Source organism: Nonomuraea maritima (genome assembly GCF_900100395.1).
In the GTDB taxonomy this organism is placed as follows: domain Bacteria; phylum Actinomycetota; class Actinomycetes; order Streptosporangiales; family Streptosporangiaceae; genus Nonomuraea; species Nonomuraea maritima.
Window position 1 is genome coordinate 108733 of the sequence record NZ_FNFB01000004.1, and the last position, 16735, is coordinate 125467.

Below are 16735 nucleotides of genomic sequence, written 5' to 3' on the forward strand. Positions count from 1 at the left end.
TGCAGAGTGGGGTTCGCCCTGGCAGTCCAGGGCTCCCGCCCAGGTCGGAGGTGGTTCGCCCCTGCGCGGGAACACGGGGAGAACCATGGAACGGAGTGGACCATGTCCATGCGTCTTGAGGGCAGGACCGCCCTCGTCACCGGATCGACCAGCAACATCGGGCGCGCGATCGCCGAGGCGTTCGCCGCCGAGGGGGCGCACGTCGTCGTCTCGGGGCGCAGCGCCGAACGCGGCACGGAGGTCGTCGACGGGATCCGCGCGCGCGGCGGGCGCGCCGACTTCGTGCGGGCCGACCTCGACGGCAGCGCCGCCGCCTCGCGGCAGCTCGCCCAGGAGGCGGCGCAGGTCCTCGGTGGCCGGATCGACGTGCTGGTCAACAACGCGGGGATCTACCCCGGCGACGCCACGGCGGCCACCGACGAGCCCACCTTCGACCTGGTGTACGCCGTCAACGTCAAGGCCCCGTTCTTCCTCACCGCGGCGGTCGCGCCCGCCATGGCGGAGGCCGGCGGCGGAGCGATCATCAACCTGGGCTCCTGGGTCGCGCGCCTCGGCATTCCGGTCGGCGCCCTCTACAGCTCCACGAAAGGCGCCATGGAGACCCTGACCCGGGCCTGGGCGCGGAGTTCGGGCCGCGGGGCGTGCGGGTGAACGCGATCTCGCCGGGCGTCGTGCTGGAACCGGCTCCCGGAGAGGCCCACCCCGCCGAGGTGATGATGAACGGCACCCCCGCCGGACGGTTGGGAACCCCGGACGCCATCGCCAATGCCGCCGTCTACCTGGCCGGTGACGAGTCGGCCTTCGTGCACGGCATCGTGCTCGACGTGGACGGCGGGCGCACCACCGCCGCCGTCATCGCGGCCTGACGCGCCGTCACCGGCGCAACTGCGGGGGCGCTTCCGCGGGGACGCCCGTACGGCCGAGGTCGGCGCGGCGGCCGGCGGCGGCGCCGTCGCGGTAGCCCGTACCGCTCGTCGTGGGGACGCTGCGGCGGATCTTCGGGTAGCGGGCGGCCACCGCACGGTCGACCTCGGCCCGGCGGTCGGCGAGGACCAGCTCGGCGCCCGTGCCCGCGGCCTCGGCCGCGGCGCGCGACTCCGCCGCGCCGAGCAGCCGGTACACCTCGTCGGTGAACCCCAGCAGCCACGACCTGCGGTACGCCCGCACGGCCGTGACGCCCTCGGGCGGCCGGGCTCTGGCCAGGCCGGAGGCCATCTGCAGCAGCAGCGACGTGGCCAGCAGCTCGGCCCGTTCGAGGTCGGCGGCGAAGCCGAACACGTGCACCCGCTGCCCGTCGTCGCCGCGCCCGAGCAGCAGCGGACGGCAGCGCACCGCCTGGGCCACCAGGCTGACCAGGCGGGCCTTCTCCCTGGCCCACGGCCCAGGCACGGTGACGACACGGTCGCTGGGCGTCTGGCGGGTGCCCGCCGGGGGCAGCGCGTCGATGCCGTACTTGGCCATCAGGGCCGAGGCCGCCGCCATGAACGTGGCGCGCTCGTGCTCGTTGTCGGTGCGTTCGGCCTTGGCGAGCAGCTTCCTGACGCGTTCGAGCGTGCGCTCCCGCAAGCGTGCTCCTCCAGGACGTGCTCAGGACTTGGTCGTCAGCACCCGCCCGTCGTCGTCGATGGCCGGGAAGGCGCCGGTGTCGATGATGCCGTGCTGCTGGTACAGCGCCTCGATGAGGGCGTGGGCCCGCGGCTCCAGCTTCCACAGGGCACGATACTCGCGCGCCGTGGCCAGCGAGATGCCGATCTCGTGGGCGATGTCCACCGTGCGCGGCACGATGCCCTTGGCGATCTGGCGGTCCCAGAACTCGCGGGCGGCCCGCATGCGCGCCGCCCGCTCGGCCGTGCTGAGCACCTGCGGGGTGGTGTCGAGCACCATGGCGTCCTCGTCCTCGTCGCGGACGAGCTCGGCCAGCGCGGGCGGCAGCGCGGGCCGGGCGGGCACCGGGTGGTGGTCCGCATGGGGCTCCCACGGCACGCGGGGGTCGGCGTCGATGAGCGCGGAGGTGTTGTAGAGGGCGGCGATCTGGGCGAGCAGCGCCTCTTGACGGGCCGGGTCGACGGCCAGGCCGGTGTGCTCGACGGCCTGGTCCATGGCCTTGTCGAGCTTGGCGAGGGCCTGGCGCATCTTGCGCTCGGAGGCGCCGTTATCGCGCAGCGCCTTGGCGCGCTTGGCCGCGAGCGCGACCCTGGTGAGCCTGCGGTGCGCGTCGACCTCGCTGGCCGTACGGTCGCTGACCTCGGCCAGGCCCAGCCTGACCAGCAGCCGCTCGGGCGTCAGGCGCCAGTTGATGCGGCCGGTGCCGCGGATGCGGTGGCGTTCGATGGCCATGCCGCGCTCCCACAGCCAGGCGGCCACCAGCGGGGCGGCGAGCCGGAACACGGCCTCGGCCAGGCTGCGGGCGTCCATGCTGGACAGTACGGCGGTCAGGCAGGTCAGCACCCACACGGCGATGCCGTCGATGCCGGCGGAGAAGTTCTCGCGCATGTTGCGGCGGGCGCGTACGGCGGAGGTGATGATCGCGACCTCGATGAACGCGAACAGCAGCAGCCGCAGCGGGCCGTCGAGGCCGAGCACGTCACCGGAGAAGCGCCACATGCCCTGCGCGGACACGCCCGTGGCGATGGACGCGGCCACGACGGTGAGCACGTCCTCGACGGGCCGGGGGGCGACGTAGCGGGCGAACAGCCATGAGACGGCGCGCCAGGCGATGCGCGCCACCAGGAACGCGAGGACCAGCCCGATGAGGGCCAGCAGCGTGAAGACGGCCGTGGGGAGCGGCTTCTCTGTGACGAAAGCGGTGATTTCCTCGAATGTCGGCATCTGTCACTATCCGTGAGGCTCGAACTCCGGCTCTATGCGACGAGATCATCGCAGAATGTCGCCATCTTGTACGCCAAACAGCGCCTGCCGCCCCTTTTCTCCCACCTTTCCCTACCTTTGCAATCACCAGACCCGACTGGGACAACCCTTTCCACTCCTTAGACGGGACGAGAGCGGCAGCCCTCTCCGCCCCTCGCACTCGTCGGTCTCGGGTGCTGTGTGTGTTGGAGGGAGGAGACGCGACCCTTGCCCACGCCTGAGGTGCCGGGGAGGGAGAGGCCGAGGCCCTTGCCCACGTCCGGGGTGAGGGACGGGGCTTTTGCCCACGTCCGGGGTGAGGGACGGGGCTCTTGCCCACGTCCGAAGTGCTGGGGGAGACGGCCCTTGTCCACACCTGGAGCGCTGAGGGGACCCGGGCCTTGCCCGTGCCTGGAGCGCTGGGGGACGCGGCCCTGCCCACGTACGGAGTGCTGGGGTCCTTGTCCGTGCCTGGAGTGGGCGTGCGGGTGGGGAATGGGGGCTGGGTCGATCCTGTCCTTGATCGAGGAGGGGCCGGGGCGACGGGGCCGTACCCGATCGCTTACGGAGAGAGGTTCATGATCGGCTTTGGTCGGGGGGCTCGTCGAGGGGGTGACATGTAAATTCGTCCTTTTGGAGGGGCCCGTCGAGCGCTTCAGGTGGCAGCATCTACGAAAGGGATTTATCCCGACATTGTGTGATGTAGTGCAGCAGGACGGATATCGATGGCAGAGACAGACGACTTCCCGCTCGTTCAGTTCATGCGCGACGGCTTCGACCCCGTGGACGAGCTCGGCCGCATCCGCGCGGAACACCCGGTGTTCCCGATGCAGATGCCCGGCGACCAGACCGTGTACCTCGTCACCCGCTGGGAGGACGTACGCGCCGTCCTCGGCGACCACGAGCGCTTCAGCAACGACTTCGCCGGGGTGATCGGACTCGGCTCCAACCAGGAGGACCCGGGCGGGCTCGGCTTCCGCGACCCACCCGAGCACACGCGGCTGCGCAGGTACCTCACGCCCGAGTTCACGATGCGGCGGCTGCGCAGGCTGGAGCCCAGGATCGAGGCCCTGGTCGCGGAGTGCCTGGACCGGATGGAGGCCAAGGGCGCCGAGGTCCTGCCGGTCGACCTCGTCGAGGAGTTCGCGCTGCCCATCCCGTCGCTGGTGGTGTGCGAGCTGCTCGGCGTCCCGTACGGCGAGCGGGCCGCGTTCGAGAAGATCAGCCGCGACCGGTTCGACCTCAGCGCGGGGCCGGAGGCGTCGCTGCAGGCGATCAACGACGCGATGACGTACCTGACGGACCTCGTGGCCAGGGAGCGGCGCGACCCGGGCGACGGGCTGCTCGGCCAGCTGCTGCGCGAGCACGGCGACGAGCTCGACGACCGCACGCTCGCCAGCATGGCCGACGGCCTGCTGACCGGCGGCCACGACACGAGCACGAGCATGCTGGCGCTCGGCACGCTGTGGCTGCTGCGCAACCCGGAGCAGGCGGCCAAGGTGCGCGAGGTCGACGGCTACGTCGTGGACGTGGTCGAGGAGCTGCTGCGGTACATGACGGTCGTGCAGGTCGCCTTCCCGCGCTTCGCCCGCGACGATCTGGAGCTGCACGGCGTGCAGATCAAGAAGGGCGAGATGGTGCTCTGCTCGCTGGTCGGCGCCAACCGCGACCGCGCCCTCGGCGACGACATGGACCAGGTGCGGCCTGGCCGTGACACGGCGGGCTCCCATCTGGCGTTCGGCCACGGCATCCACCGCTGCATCGGCGCGCCGCTGGCGCAGATGGAGATGCGGATCGCCTTCCCTGCGCTGCTGCGCCGCTTCCCCGGCCTGCACGTCGCCGGCGAGGTGCCGTTCCGTGAGCTCGCCATCGTGTACGGCGTCAAGGAGCTGCCCGTCGCCTGGTAGGTCAGCATGCGGCCGCCTGGGGGCACGTGCTCCGATCAGGCGGCCGCGCGGCCTGATCGCCTGGGGCGATCAGTGATCCGGAGGTGTCGGGAAGGGTCCTACCCTTGACGACGTGACCGTCCTGATCGATCCGCCCCAGTGGCCCGGGCCGCGCGGCCTGATGTGGTCGCACCTCGTCAGCGACAGCTCGCTGGAGGAGCTGCACGACTTCGCGGCCCGCCTCGGGGTGCCGTCGCGGGCGTTCGACCGTGACCACTACGACGTGCCGGAGACCGTCCACGCCGAGGCGGTCGCCCTGGGGGCGGAGGCGGTGAGCTCGTACGAGCTGCTACGGCGTCTGATCGCCGCCGGGCTGCGCCGCCGCAAGCGTCGCTAGCTCGGCCGTCATGTTGGCTCGGGCCCGGTCCTCCCACAACGCGCGCGCCCGCGCCGTACGGAACAGCCGGGGTGTGGCGAGCAGACGGCGCAGCACCTGCGCGCGGCCCTCGGCGAACAGGTCGTCGGGCACGTGGGCGTACTCCTTCCTGACGGCGGCCGCGTAGGCGGCGTACCCGGAGGTGCCGAGTACGGACAGGTCGGCGTCGCAGAGCACCGCGCCGTCGCGGTCGTCCGGTTCCACCCGGTCGTGCGCGGCGGTGAGGCGTACCAGCCTGGCCACCTCGGCGACGCGTTCCGCGGGCACGCCGCACCTGGGCAGCCTCGCCTGCGCGAGCTGGGCGCTGCGCTCCTCGTCCCAGCCGGGCCTGCCGTCGTAGACGGCGTCGTGGAACCAGGCCGCGAGCCGCACGGCCGTCTCGTCGCGGGCCTCGCCTGCGATCCCGTCGAGCGCCGTGAGGACAGCGGCGAGGTGGTCGAGGGTGTGGTAGCGGCGGTGCGGCTCCGACCAGCGGGCGATCAGCTCCGCCCCGGTGGCGAGCGAGGCGGGCGAGCGGCCCGCCGGCGCGGTCCAGTCGTCGATCATCTGTTCACCGTACGCCCCCGCTGGTAGCGTCGCCGGTATCGGGACGACAGCACGGGAGCCGCGGCGCCTGCCTCGCTGGCGGGAGCTGGTGCCGCTCATGCCCGGGTGGCCCCGCTGGTCGCGGTCGAGCCGGATCGCCACCGCGGCCGACGTCGCCGATCTACGGAGGCTGGCGCTGCGGCGCGCTCCGCGCATGGTGTTCGACTACGTCGACGGCGCGGCCGAGGGCGAGCTGGCGATGTCCCGGTCGAGGGAGGCGTTCGCCCGGGTGGAGTTCCGTCCCCGGGTGCTGCGCGACGTCTCGGCCGTCTCCACCGAGGTCGAGATCCTGGGGCGGCGCGTCACGATGCCGGTCGTGCTCGGACCGACCGGTTTCACCGGGATGATGCACCGCGTGGGCGAGCCCGGGGTGGCGCGGGCGGCCGCGAGCGCGGGGGTGCCGTACACGCTGTCGACGATGGGCACGACGACGGCGGCCGGGGTCGCCGCGGCGGCGCCTGGCGGGTGGAACTGGTTCCAGCTGTACGTGGTGCGCGACCGCGCCCGCAACCTGGAGACGCTGTCCATGGCCCGGCAGGCCGGCATGGACGTGCTGGTGCTGACCGTCGACGTGCCGGTCGCAGGGGCGCGGCTGCGCGACGTGCGCCACGGGCTGACGATCCCGCCCACGCTGCGCTGGCGCAGCCTGCTGCAGGCGGCGCGGCGACCGGCATGGTGGTTCGACCACCTGACCGGCGAGCCGCTGAGGTTCGCCACCATGGACGACGCGCCGCCCGACATCGCGGGGCTCACCAACCTGATGTTCGACCCGTCGGTGACCGTGCGCGACCTGGAGTGGATCCGGTCGGCCTGGGACGGGCGGCTGCTGGTCAAGGGCGTGCAGCGGGTCGACGACGCCCAGCAGCTCGCGGCCATGGGGGTCGACGGGATCGTGGTGTCCAACCACGGCGGGCGCCAGCTCGACCGCGCCGTGACGCCGCTGGAGCTGCTGCCCCACGTGGTGGAGGCGGTGGGCGACCGTACGGAGGTCTTCATGGACGGCGGCGTGCGCACCGGGGCCGACGTGGCCGCGGCGGTGGCGCTCGGGGCGCGGGCCTGCTTCGTCGGGCGCGCCTACCTGTACGGCCTCATGGCGGGCGGCGAGCCGGGGGTGCGGCGGGTGCTGGAGCTGTTGCGCGCGGAGCTGGTCCGTACGCTGCAACTGCTCGGCGTGACCGGCGTCGACGGCCTCGGCCCCGATCTCGTACGGCTGCGCTGAGCGAGGTTCGCTCCCGATCGGCATGACGCGTATCTGACGACCGCCATGGTCGCTCTGGTGCTCACAGGCCCGTCCTGTGAGAGGAGACCGCTATGGCGTCCGGAGAGTTCCACCTCATGAAAGTGCCGGCCGAGCAGCTGGCAGGGGTGGTCCACGGCCAGGTTGTCGACCCCGGCGCGCAGCCGACCAAGGTGGTGCGGCGGGGCGAGGGCTGGACCGTGGACGTGAGCTGGGAGGTCACCGGCGAGCTCGTCGACTGGCTGGCGGGCCGGTGGCGGCTGGAGGTCATCGCGGACCTGGTGGGCGGTGGCGAGTCGCGGCACCCGTCGCCGCCGGTGGAGCTGACGTTCACGCCTGGCTCGGGACGCTACACGGCCTCGATCCCCATGCGGGGGCTGCTCGCTCCCGGCACCTATGACCTGGTGGTCAACCTCACCACGACGACGGCCGCGGGCACCGCGGGGGCGCTGGGCGGCTTCGTCGTGATCAGCAAGCTGATGGTGACGGAGTGACCACCGCCGGATCGTGCCGCCCCAGGGCCGTCCCCGGGGCCGTCCCTGGGGTCGCCGCTGGGGCGGCACGATCCGGACTTCTCAAATCTGGCAAGAGTCCTGCAAACGGGTCGCAAGCCGCGATTCCTAGGCTCCTGCCCTGGCGGCTGGACGGGCCGCCGCGTGTTGACACCGCTGTGTCCGGCGCCACCGGGCACCGGCGAACGGGAGACCCCACATGCCCGACCCTGCGCTCACCGCGGACGACGTGCTGCGCATCGCGGCCTACCAGGGCCGCGGCCCGGCGCTCGAGGCGATGGTCATCGCCTGGAGCTACCACCGCGTGGCCGCCGACCTCGCCACGCGCCTCGGCACGGAGACGAACAACTGGTACTGCTACGCCGCCTGGACGTCCAAGGCCATCGGCGAGAGCCTCGACCTGTCGCCCGCCTCGCCCTTCATCGAGGACTTCGGCCGGCGGCTGCGGGTGCCGAAGCGGCTGCGCGGGCTGTTCCGGGCCGCGCTGCTCACCCTGCTCGGGCCCAGCTACCAGCTCGGGCTGGCGCTGGCCAACCGCGCGATCTTCCTGGAGACCGCCGGCCTCGCGGCGAACCTGTGGCAGGACGCCCCCTGCCGCCTCCTCAAGGTCAGCCCCGACCTGACGCCGGCGCCGCCGCGCTTCCTGTCGGACCTGCTCTCACCGGCCGACCCCCGCTACCTGAGGGACGCCGTCGAGCTCATGCGGGAGGCGGCGCGGACCTCCGACCCGCGGGCCAGGGCCGAGCTGATGCTGGGCGCCAACATCGCGCTGTCGGCGTACGAGCAGGCCCGCGCCCAGGCGGCGCTGGAGCTCGTGCTCTACCGGCCGGTCCGCTGGCTGACCCGGGTGTCGTGGCGGTCGCTGCGCTCGCTGGTCACCCGCCGCCCGTTCGCCCGCCTGCGCCTGTACGCCGCCGCCCACGCCGACCAGCCGTGGCTCACCCGCACGCTGGAGAGCCTGTGGTCCTCGCTCTACACCCGCCACTTCTTCGCGGTGCGCACGCCGCTCAGCGACATCCGGGTGGGCCGGCCGCTCACCGCGCCCGAGGGCGTCGACATGGACCAGGCGTGGGCGCCCATCCGCGACGAGCGGGTGCGCAAGCTGGCCGAGGAGTTCGTCACCGACGACCGGCAGGCGTCCACGGCCGGGGTGTCCGACTGGGTGTCCTACCGCGACCGCATGCGGTTCATCGTCAGCTACTTCCGCGTCTACCAGCGGGTGAACGCCCTCTACTCGGCGCCCTTCGCCCAGGACGTCGCCGACCGGCTGGCCGAGGAGATGGCGCGGGGCACGGTGCCCGAGCCGATGAGCGGGGGCGGGCTCTATCGTTACCCGTCGCGGACCACCGACCCGGACGCGTACGAGATGGCGCACTTCGACTTCGCACCGTTCCTGGAGGCGATCCCGCTTGACCCGGCGGCGGAGTAGTCAGTCGAGGAAGTCCCTGGTGATCTCGCGGTCCTGGAGCAGGCCCCTGAGCCTGGCGAAGCAGCGGGCGCGGGTGGGCCCGATGCTGCCGACCGGCCTGCCCAGCCTGCGCGCCACGTCCACGTAATGCGGTTCGGAGGTCTCGGTGAGCGCTCTGAACAGGACCCGCTGCGCCGGCGGCAGCTCGTCCACGAGTTCCTCCAGCGTGCCGGCCAGCCAGATCCTGGCCAGTTCGCGGTCGACGTCGTCGGTGCCGCCGAGCGAGTCGAGGTCGGGGATGCAGATCTCCCTCGTCCGCCGGGTGAGCTTGAGCCCTTCGCGGAAGGCGATCGTGGCGAGCCACCCGGCGAAGCGGTGGCCGTCGGTGACGCTGCCGAGGTTCTGCCAGGCGAGCAGCCAGGTGGTCTGCAGGACGTCCTCGGCGTCCTCCGGCCGGAGCCTGAAGCGGCGGACGCGGCCCCGCAGCATGGGGCTGAACTCCTCGACCAGCTGCTCCCAGGCGACGGGGTCGCCCTCCTTCGCGGCCGCCACGAGAGCGGCCGTGTCGGTGTGCGCGGCGTCCGGGCGCGCGACGGTGTCCACGTGCATGTCGATCTCCCTGCCGGCCGGACACTCGGGGGGTCATCTCCGGACGGCTCCCCCACCGTGCGCCCGGTGACCGGGCTGGGCTGTCTCGGGCGTGACAGTCCGGATGTGGCGTTCGTCACAGAGGAAAGATCAGTTCCGCCCTTCTGTCGGCCGGGTGCGTGCGGCCTAAAGTTCTCGCATGAACGCGCGCAGCGGGCCGCACGACGCCGAGCGGGTCGCCGCCGTGCTGTCGCGGACGTCGCTGTTCCGCGTCCTCGAGGAGGACGGCATCCGCGACGTCGCCAGGGCCGGGCTGTCGCGCCGCTACCGCCAGGGCGAGACCATCCTGCGCCAGGGCGACCCTGGCGAGTCACTGTTCGTGCTGCTGGACGGCCTGGCGAAGGTGGTGTTCACCACCGAGCACGGCGCCGAGATCGTCCTCAACATGCTGGAGGGCGGCGACGTCTTCGGCGAGCTGGCGCTGCTCGACGGCTCGCCGCGCTCGGCCTCGATCGTCACCACCCGGCCTGCGTGGGTGTTCGCGCTGCCCCGGGCCCGGTTCGTGGAGCTGATCCACGAGCACCCCGGCCTGACCGACGAGTTCCTGCGCCTGCTCGGCCGGATGGTGCGCAGGCTCACCGGGCAGGCGGCCGACCTCGCCTACCTCGACCTCGGCGGACGCCTGGCCAAGCTGCTGCTCCGGCTGGCCGACCGGAACGGCCGGCCAGGCGACGTGGTCGATCTGCCCGGGCTGACGCAGTCCGACCTCGCCGCGCTGGTCGGCGCGACGCGACCGGCCGTCAACCGGGCGCTGCAGTCGCTCGTGGCGCACCACCTCATCGCCGTCCACGGCCGGACGATCACCCTGCTGGATGTCGCCGCCCTGCGCAGACGGGGCGGCCTCTGACCGGATCTGGAGTGCGGGTCACATGAACGATCACGATGGACGCTGGCCGCAGGAGCGGTTCCGGCGGCTGCGGCAGCAGGCCGACCCGGAGATCGACAAGGTCGTCGCCGAGTACCTGCGGGCGCAGCCCGACGGCAGGAGCGCCCTCGACCTCGTCAAGGGCGTGGTCGAGGAGCTGGCGCTGGCCAAGCGGGAAGCCAGGGCGCCGTCGGGCGACCCTCCCGCGTCGCTGATCTTCGACGCGATCGACTTCGCCGCCGGCCTGCCCGCGTGGGGCGACGACAAGGAGCTGCTGGCCAGGGGCCAGGCCGTGTTCGCCGACTACGGGCTCTACCAGGCGGCCGCGCTGTTCTGCAAGTGCCTGCCGATGGCGTACGTGGAGGTGTCGAGCGCCAAGGTGCTGTACGGCGTCTCCAACCTGGCGACGCACAGCCTCACCCGCCGGGTGGCGGAGACCGGCCAGATGCTCGTGGACGTGATGGGCCTCAAGGCCACCGACAGCCTGCTGCCGGGCGGCCCCGGGCACACCACGGCGATCGGCCTGCGCATCCTGCACTCGTTCGTACGGGCGCTGGTGGACGAGCGCTTCGGCGACAGCTGGGACACCGCCCGGCACGGCCCGCCGGTCAACCAGGAGCTGCTGCTGGCCACGATCTTCGACTTCTCCGTCGTCACCTGGGAGGCGCTGAAGACCATGGGCGTGACGCTGACCCCCGAGCAGCGCGCCGCCCACCTGTACACCTGGAGCGTCTTCGGGCACATCATGGGCGTCGACGCCTGCCAGGACGGGCCCCTCACCCTGGCCGACGTCGATCCGGTCAGCCGCAGGCTGGGCCGCCTGTACGAGTCCAGCGACGAGGGCCGCCGCCTGATGGCCACGCTGCTGGCCGAGATGGAGGAGTTCATGCACCTCGGCTGGCGCAAGCTGCCGCGCAGCCTGGTGCACTGGGTGTTCCGCGACGCCGCGCACGGTGCCGACCGGGTGCCCGAGCTGCTCGGCGTGCCGAAGCCCGCGTGGTGGTGCACGGCGCTGTTCGCGGTGGCGCGCGCCGCCCACCGCCACGGCCGGCCGGCCGGTCCCGTGGACGTGGTGGTGCGCGGACTGGTCCGCCGGGTGGGCCGGCACATCGTCGTCGGCATGATCGACCGGCATTCCGACGGGCACGCGGCGTTCCGCATCCCGGAGGAGCTGGCGCGCGCCTGGCGCATCCGGCAGTCGGGCGTGGCGGTCAGGACCCGTACCGTCCGGCGGCGGGCCCGTGGCTTCTTCCGGGGCGCGGCGCGACGGCGGACGCCCGCCGAGCCGGGAGGGCCGCGCGCGTGAGCACCCCGCAGCCGCCCGGCACGCTCACCACCGCCACCATCCTGTTCACCGACGTCGTCAGCTCCACCGCGCTGCGCGTCAGGCTCGGCGAGGAGCGGGCCAACGTCGTCTTCCGCCGCCTGTACGAGTTGCTGCACTCGGTGGTGACGGCGAACGGCTCTACGTTCACCAAGAGCCTGGGCGACGGGCTGATGGCGGTGTTCGGCTCGGCCACGGCGGGGCTGGACGGGGTGATCGCGGTCCAGCAGGCGGTGGCCGACGAGAACGAGCGGGCCGCGGACCGGATCTCCGTCCGGGCGGCGCTCGCGGCCGGCGACGTGTGCTGGGGGCTCGACGACGTCAGCGGCCTGCCGACGGTCGAGGCGGCCCGCCTGGTCGCGGTGGCGGAGGGCGGCCAGGTGCTCTGCACCGACCTGGTACGGCGGCTGGCGCAGGGGCGCGGCAGGCACGAGTTCAAGGACCTCGGGCGGCTGCCTGGCAAGGGGCTGCGCGAGCCGCTGCACACGTACGAGCTGCACTGGCAGAGCGCCGCCCACCACCTGGGCGGGGCGCTCGCCCCGTGGCTGGACGAGGGCCACGTGCTGCCGTTCGTCGGGCGCGAGGAGGAGCTGCGGACGCTCGACTCCGCGCTCGCGGCGGCCGAGTTCGGCAGCGGGCTGGTGGTGCTCGAAGGCGACCCAGGGGCGGGCAAGACCCGTCTCGCCTCCGAGGTGGCCCGGCGGGCGCTCAAGCGGCAGTTCACGGTGCTGGCCGGGCGGTGCACGAATCCGGCGCGGCAGGCGTACGAGCCGATCGCCGGGGCCGTGGAGCGGCTCGCCCGCTCCTCGCCCGCGCTGCTCCTGCGCGCGGGCGTCGACCAGCGCTGCGGGCAGCTGGTCCGGCTCGCGCCGTCGCTGGGCGCGCCGCCGCTGTCGCTCCAGGTGCCGCCGGCCACCGAGCCGGTGTCGGAGCGGTACCACCTGATGGCCGCGGCCCGGACGTTGGTCGAGCGGCTGGCCGCGGTGCGTCCCGTGCTGCTGGTGATCGACGATCTGCAGTGGGCGACGCTGGAGTCGCTGCAGATGCTGGGCGCGCTCATGTGGGAGGCCGAGGCGCTGCCGCTGCTGGTCCTCGCCGTGTCGCGGCCCGTGCCGGTCGACTCCGCCGCGAGCGCGACCGGGCCCGAGCTGCACCGGCTGACCGCCGGCGCGCGGGTCGTCCAGGTGCCGGCCTTCCGTCCTGAGGAGGTGTCGCTCGCGCTGGACGGGGCGCGCGCGAGCGGCGACGCCGAGCTGCTGCACCGGATCACGGGCGGCAACGCGTTCCTCGTCAGCGAGGTGGTCAGGGAGCTGGCCGCGGGCCAGGAGCTGGACGCGCTGGCCGTGCCCGACGCGGTGACCCGCATGGTCGTGGCGCGCCTCGCGCAGCTGCACCCCGACGCCCGCGAGCTGGTGAGCCTGCTGGCCGTCGGTGAGCGCATGGAGTTCGCCGAGTTGCGCGCCGGGCTCGGGCTCGACGGCGTGGCGGGCGAGGCCAGGTTCGTGGCGGCGGTCGAGGAGGCGATGGGCGCGGGCCTGGTGACGACGCCGGCCAACGGCTCCTGCCAGTTCTCCCACGCGCTGACCAGGAACGCGCTGTACGCGACGCTGTCGCCGCCGCGCGCCGCGCTCCTGCACGGGCGGGTCGCCGACGCGGTGTGCGCCACCGACCCGACGGCGCTGCGGACGCGCCCGTACGTGGTCGCGGCCCATGTGATGGCCGCCGCCGAGCACGGCCGCGACCCGGCCAGGGTGAGCGCGGCGGTGGACGCCGGCGTGCGGGCCGCCGAGCACGCACTCGCCGGGCTGGCCCACCGCGAGGCGGTCGCCTGGTACCAGCGGGTGCTCGACCTGCTGGCCGACTTCCCCGCCACCACGCCGGAGCGGCGCGCCGAGCTGCTGGTGGAGTGCGGGCGGGCGATGTGGCTGGCGGGCGACCCGCAGGCCAGGCCGACCCTGCTGGAGGCGGCCGACCTGGCCAGGGAGCACGGGCGCGGCGACCTGATCGTCCTCGCCGCGCTCGGCGGCGACCGGGGGTTCTCCGGGGTCTCGGCCGCGCCCGACGAGCAGCGCATCGCGCTGCTGACCGAGGCGCGCCGGGTGGTCGACTCGACGGACGTCAGCACGCGGGCGCTGCTGGCCGCCATGCTGGCCTCCGAGCTCATCTGGGCTCCCGGCGGCGAGCGGCGCTTCGCGCTGAGCGACGAGGCGGTGGCGCTGGCCCGCAAGGCGGGCGACCCGCGCACGCTGGCCAGCGTGCTGGGGATGCGCAGCCTCACGATCGTCCCCGCGGACCCGCTGCACCAGCGGCACCGCGACGGCGACGAGATGCTGGAGGCGGCCCGGCGCACGGGCGACGACCTGGTGCTGTTCCACGCGTACGTGCAGCGCACTCCCCCGGTGCTCGACAGCGGCGACGCGGAGCGGGCGGGCGAGTTGCTCGACCGGGCAGGGGAACTGGCGCACCGGCTCGGGCAACCGCACCTCGACTGGCTGCTCGGCTACTCCAGGGCCGGCCTGACGCTCATGCGCGGCGACCTCGCGCAGGCCGAGGCGGAGGCGGAGGCGGCCATGCGGCTGGGCTCCGAGATCGGCCGCAGGCTGGAGGCGGTCGCGATCTACTCCGAGCAGATCGCCGAGATCCGGCGGCTGCAGGGGCGGCTGTGGGAGCTGCGCGACCGGCTGCGCCGCGCGGCGCTCGCCCCGCGCGTCGACCCGGTGCACGCGGTGCTGCGCTACCTGTGCGAGCTGGACGACGAGGAGGCCGCGCCGCTCCTCGACCGCATCCTGGCGGCCGGCGGGGCCGAGCCGCCGCGCAACATGGCGCACCGGCCGGCGCTGGACAACCTCGCCGTCGCCGCCTCCCGGCTGGGACGCGCGGACCTGGCCGGACGCCTGTACGACGCGCTGTCCGGCGAGGGCGAGACGTTCGGGCACGGCACGGTGGCCCACCACTGCGGGCACCACTACCTGGCGCACCTGTGCGTGGCGGCGGGCGACCGGGAGCGCGCCGCCGGGCACTTCGAGGCGGCGGCGGAGGTGCACGAGCGGCGCGGGGTGCCGTTGATGCTGGCCGAGTCGCTGCTCGACTGGGCCGACCTGCTCGACGAGGGCGGCACGGCCGGGCCGGACCCGGCCGACCTGCGCGCGTGGTGCCGCGGCCTGCTGACCGGCCGCGGCGCCGTACTGCTCGAACGCCGCCTGCACTGACCGGACGGCCGGCGGTTCAGAGGGCCAGTGGTTCAGAGGGCGACTGGTTCAGAGGGCCAGGGTGCGGCCCGCTTCGACGGCCTCCCGCACGCTCCTGGCCAGGGTCTCCTCCAGGGCCTCGCCCTGGGCCTCCAGCGCCCGTACCGCGTCCTGGTCGTGGGTACGGGCGAGCAGCGCCCGGTACTTGTGGTTGTTGTCGAGCGCCTCGCGCGCCCGCAGGGCCGCGTCCGCCTCCTGGACGCGGCGGGCGTACCGCTCCAAGCTCTCCACCCGGGAGGTGACGGCGGCCAGGGAGCGGCGCAGCGCCTCCTGCTGCGGCTCCAGCACGGCCTCCAGCTCGGGCGTCACGAGCCCGTGCCGGGCGCGGTCCTGCTCCTCCTGGAGGGACGCCTGGGTACGCAGCAACACGGCGATCTCCCAGATCTGGCGCGGGAGCACCACCTCGTTCGCCAGGCCGTCGAGCATCCTGTGGCGCATGGCCAGCGAGGCGTAGACCGAGGTCACAGCCCGCCTGGCGCGTTCCAGCAGGGCGCGGGCGGGCGGCGGCAGCTCCCGTACCAGGACGAGCCTTTCCGTGAGGACCGCCCGGTCGGCCCTCACGCCGAGCCACGGGACGAAGGAGTCGATGACAACCAGGCGCTCCTCCTCCGTCAGGTCGGGGTCGGCGACGAAGTCGACGGTCCGGCGGACGTGGTCGCGCTCCCTGGCGAGCAGGCGGCGCTCCTCGGCGGCGTCCTCCCTGCGGCGCAGCAGGTCGTACGTGAGGACGAGCCCGCACGGAGCCGCGAGGACCGCCACCAGGGCGATGACCGGGCTCGCGAACCCGGCCACCGCACCGAGCACGGCGACGACCACCAGGACCGACACGCAGAGCGCTGCCGTGGCAAGCGCATGGCCGCCGCTCTTGGCCACACCGTCCCCCTCAACGCGAGTTCACGAAGTGCCCTGAGAGTTCACAATAAACCGCGATATCCGGGGGATCGCTAGAATCTGCCGACTTGCGATGGCTGCGGGGTCAGCGGAGGTAGGAAGCGCCGTTCAGGTCGATGATCGTGCCGCTGGCCCACTCGGCCTCGGGAGAGGCCAGGTAGAGCACGGCTCCGGCGATCTCCTCTGCGCGGGCCACCCGCCCGAACGGGCTCTGCGCCCGGATCGCGTCGCCGCGCGGAGCCTTGAGGTGCTCGTTCGTCATGTCCGTCTCGACGAAGCCGGGCGCCACCGTGCCGACCGCGATGCCGCGCGGCGCGAGGGCGATGGCGAGCGACTGGCCGAGCGCGTTCATCCCGGCCTTGCTCGCCCCGTACGCCGGACTGTCGGGTTCGCCACGGAAGGCGCCGCGCGACGAGACGTTGATCACCCGGCCGCCGGGGGGCATGTGGCGCAGCGCGCACCAGGTCACGTTCGCCGCGCCGACCAGATTGACGTCGAGGGTGCGCCGCCACGCCTGCTGCCACTCCTCGTACGTGGTCTCCGTGACGGGGTGGTGCAGGAACAGGCCCGCGTTGTTCACCAGGACGTCGATCGCGCCGAGCGCCTCGGCCGCCTCGTCGACCATCCGGCGCACCTGCTCGGCGTCGGCGACGTCCGCGCGGACGATCGTGTGCCCCTCCCCGGGCAGTTCGGCGAGCAGGCTCTCGGCCTCCTTCGCGGAGTCGCGGTGATGAATCGCGACCCGGTCCCCGCGAGCGGCGAACGCCGCCGCGACCGCCCGCCCGATTCCCCTCGACGCCCCGGTGACAAGTACTGCACGTCCACTCATCCCCCGCACACTAGAGGAT

Annotated in this window: 16 protein-coding genes; 10 read left to right on the plus strand and 6 right to left on the minus strand. The window is 73.5% G+C overall.

What is annotated here, in order from left to right; genetic code table 11:
- The first annotated feature begins 102 nt into the window (after positions 1-102).
- Both BLR04_RS09290 and BLR04_RS42265 read left to right on the plus strand, forming a co-directional pair.
- Entirely contained in the window at positions 103-651 is a 549-nt protein-coding gene (locus tag BLR04_RS09290; RefSeq protein ID WP_218128789.1) for an SDR family NAD(P)-dependent oxidoreductase, read from the plus strand.
- Complete coding sequence (locus BLR04_RS42265) at positions 648-866, plus strand: SDR family oxidoreductase (RefSeq protein WP_218128790.1); 219 nt, start codon at positions 648-650, stop codon at positions 864-866. The genes BLR04_RS09290 and BLR04_RS42265 overlap by 4 nt, the downstream gene beginning before the upstream one ends.
- Positions 867-873: 7 nt before the next feature.
- Here BLR04_RS42265 and BLR04_RS09295 read toward each other — a convergent pair whose 3' ends face one another.
- Positions 874-1566: a DUF2786 domain-containing protein gene (locus BLR04_RS09295; protein ID WP_090761761.1), complete on the minus strand. Its 693-nt coding sequence runs from the start codon at positions 1564-1566 to the stop codon at positions 874-876.
- Between the two features lie 21 nt (positions 1567-1587).
- Positions 1588-2829: a hypothetical protein gene (locus BLR04_RS09300; protein WP_090761763.1), complete on the minus strand. Its 1242-nt coding sequence runs from the start codon at positions 2827-2829 to the stop codon at positions 1588-1590.
- A 743-nt stretch (positions 2830-3572) separates the two neighbouring features.
- Between BLR04_RS09300 and BLR04_RS09305 the strand changes: the two genes are divergently transcribed.
- Positions 3573-4754, plus strand: coding sequence for a cytochrome P450 (locus tag BLR04_RS09305; protein WP_090761765.1), 1182 nt, complete (start codon positions 3573-3575; stop codon positions 4752-4754).
- 112 nt (positions 4755-4866) lie between these two features.
- Positions 4867-5130 (plus strand): DUF4031 domain-containing protein, encoded by a 264-nt coding sequence (locus tag BLR04_RS09310; protein ID WP_090761767.1) that lies wholly within the window; start codon positions 4867-4869, stop codon positions 5128-5130.
- Here BLR04_RS09310 and BLR04_RS09315 read toward each other — a convergent pair.
- On the minus strand, positions 5083-5715 hold the full coding sequence (locus tag BLR04_RS09315) for an HD domain-containing protein (RefSeq protein WP_090761769.1): 633 nt from the start codon (positions 5713-5715) through the stop codon (positions 5083-5085). The genes BLR04_RS09310 and BLR04_RS09315 overlap by 48 nt on opposite strands.
- 97 nt (positions 5716-5812) lie before the next feature.
- Between BLR04_RS09315 and BLR04_RS09320 the strand changes: the two genes are divergently transcribed.
- The 3 genes from BLR04_RS09320 to BLR04_RS09330 all read left to right on the plus strand — a co-directional run bounded on the left by BLR04_RS09320 (position 5813) and on the right by BLR04_RS09330 (position 8932).
- A complete protein-coding gene (locus BLR04_RS09320) occupies positions 5813-6973 on the plus strand; it encodes an alpha-hydroxy acid oxidase (protein WP_090762253.1) in 1161 nt (386 codons plus the stop codon).
- A 92-nt stretch (positions 6974-7065) separates the two neighbouring features.
- A complete protein-coding gene (locus BLR04_RS09325; protein ID WP_090761771.1) occupies positions 7066-7485 on the plus strand; it encodes a hypothetical protein in 420 nt (139 codons plus the stop codon).
- Positions 7486-7702: 217 nt separating this feature from the next.
- Positions 7703-8932: a hypothetical protein gene (locus BLR04_RS09330; protein ID WP_090761773.1), complete on the plus strand. Its 1230-nt coding sequence runs from the start codon at positions 7703-7705 to the stop codon at positions 8930-8932.
- Here BLR04_RS09330 and BLR04_RS09335 read toward each other — a convergent pair whose 3' ends face one another.
- Entirely contained in the window at positions 8933-9520 is a 588-nt protein-coding gene (locus BLR04_RS09335; protein WP_090761775.1) for an RNA polymerase sigma factor, read from the minus strand.
- 178 nt (positions 9521-9698) lie between these two features.
- Between BLR04_RS09335 and BLR04_RS09340 the strand changes: the two genes are divergently transcribed.
- From BLR04_RS09340 to BLR04_RS09345, 3 genes are read left to right on the plus strand one after another with little or no spacing between them, the layout of a single operon-like run.
- Positions 9699-10406: a Crp/Fnr family transcriptional regulator gene (locus BLR04_RS09340; protein ID WP_090761777.1), complete on the plus strand. Its 708-nt coding sequence runs from the start codon at positions 9699-9701 to the stop codon at positions 10404-10406.
- Positions 10407-10428: 22 nt separating this feature from the next.
- Positions 10429-11730 (plus strand): oxygenase MpaB family protein, encoded by a 1302-nt coding sequence (locus BLR04_RS40505; protein ID WP_176903009.1) that lies wholly within the window; start codon positions 10429-10431, stop codon positions 11728-11730.
- On the plus strand, positions 11727-14957 hold the full coding sequence (locus BLR04_RS09345) for an ATP-binding protein (RefSeq protein ID WP_176903010.1): 3231 nt from the start codon (positions 11727-11729) through the stop codon (positions 14955-14957). The genes BLR04_RS40505 and BLR04_RS09345 overlap by 4 nt, the downstream gene beginning before the upstream one ends.
- A 48-nt stretch (positions 14958-15005) precedes the next feature.
- Here BLR04_RS09345 and BLR04_RS09350 read toward each other — a convergent pair whose 3' ends face one another.
- Complete coding sequence (locus tag BLR04_RS09350; protein ID WP_090761780.1) at positions 15006-15869, minus strand: hypothetical protein; 864 nt, start codon at positions 15867-15869, stop codon at positions 15006-15008.
- A 103-nt stretch (positions 15870-15972) separates the two neighbouring features.
- Positions 15973-16716: an SDR family NAD(P)-dependent oxidoreductase gene (locus BLR04_RS09355; protein WP_090761782.1), complete on the minus strand. Its 744-nt coding sequence runs from the start codon at positions 16714-16716 to the stop codon at positions 15973-15975.
- Between the last annotated feature and the right edge of the window lie 19 nt (positions 16717-16735).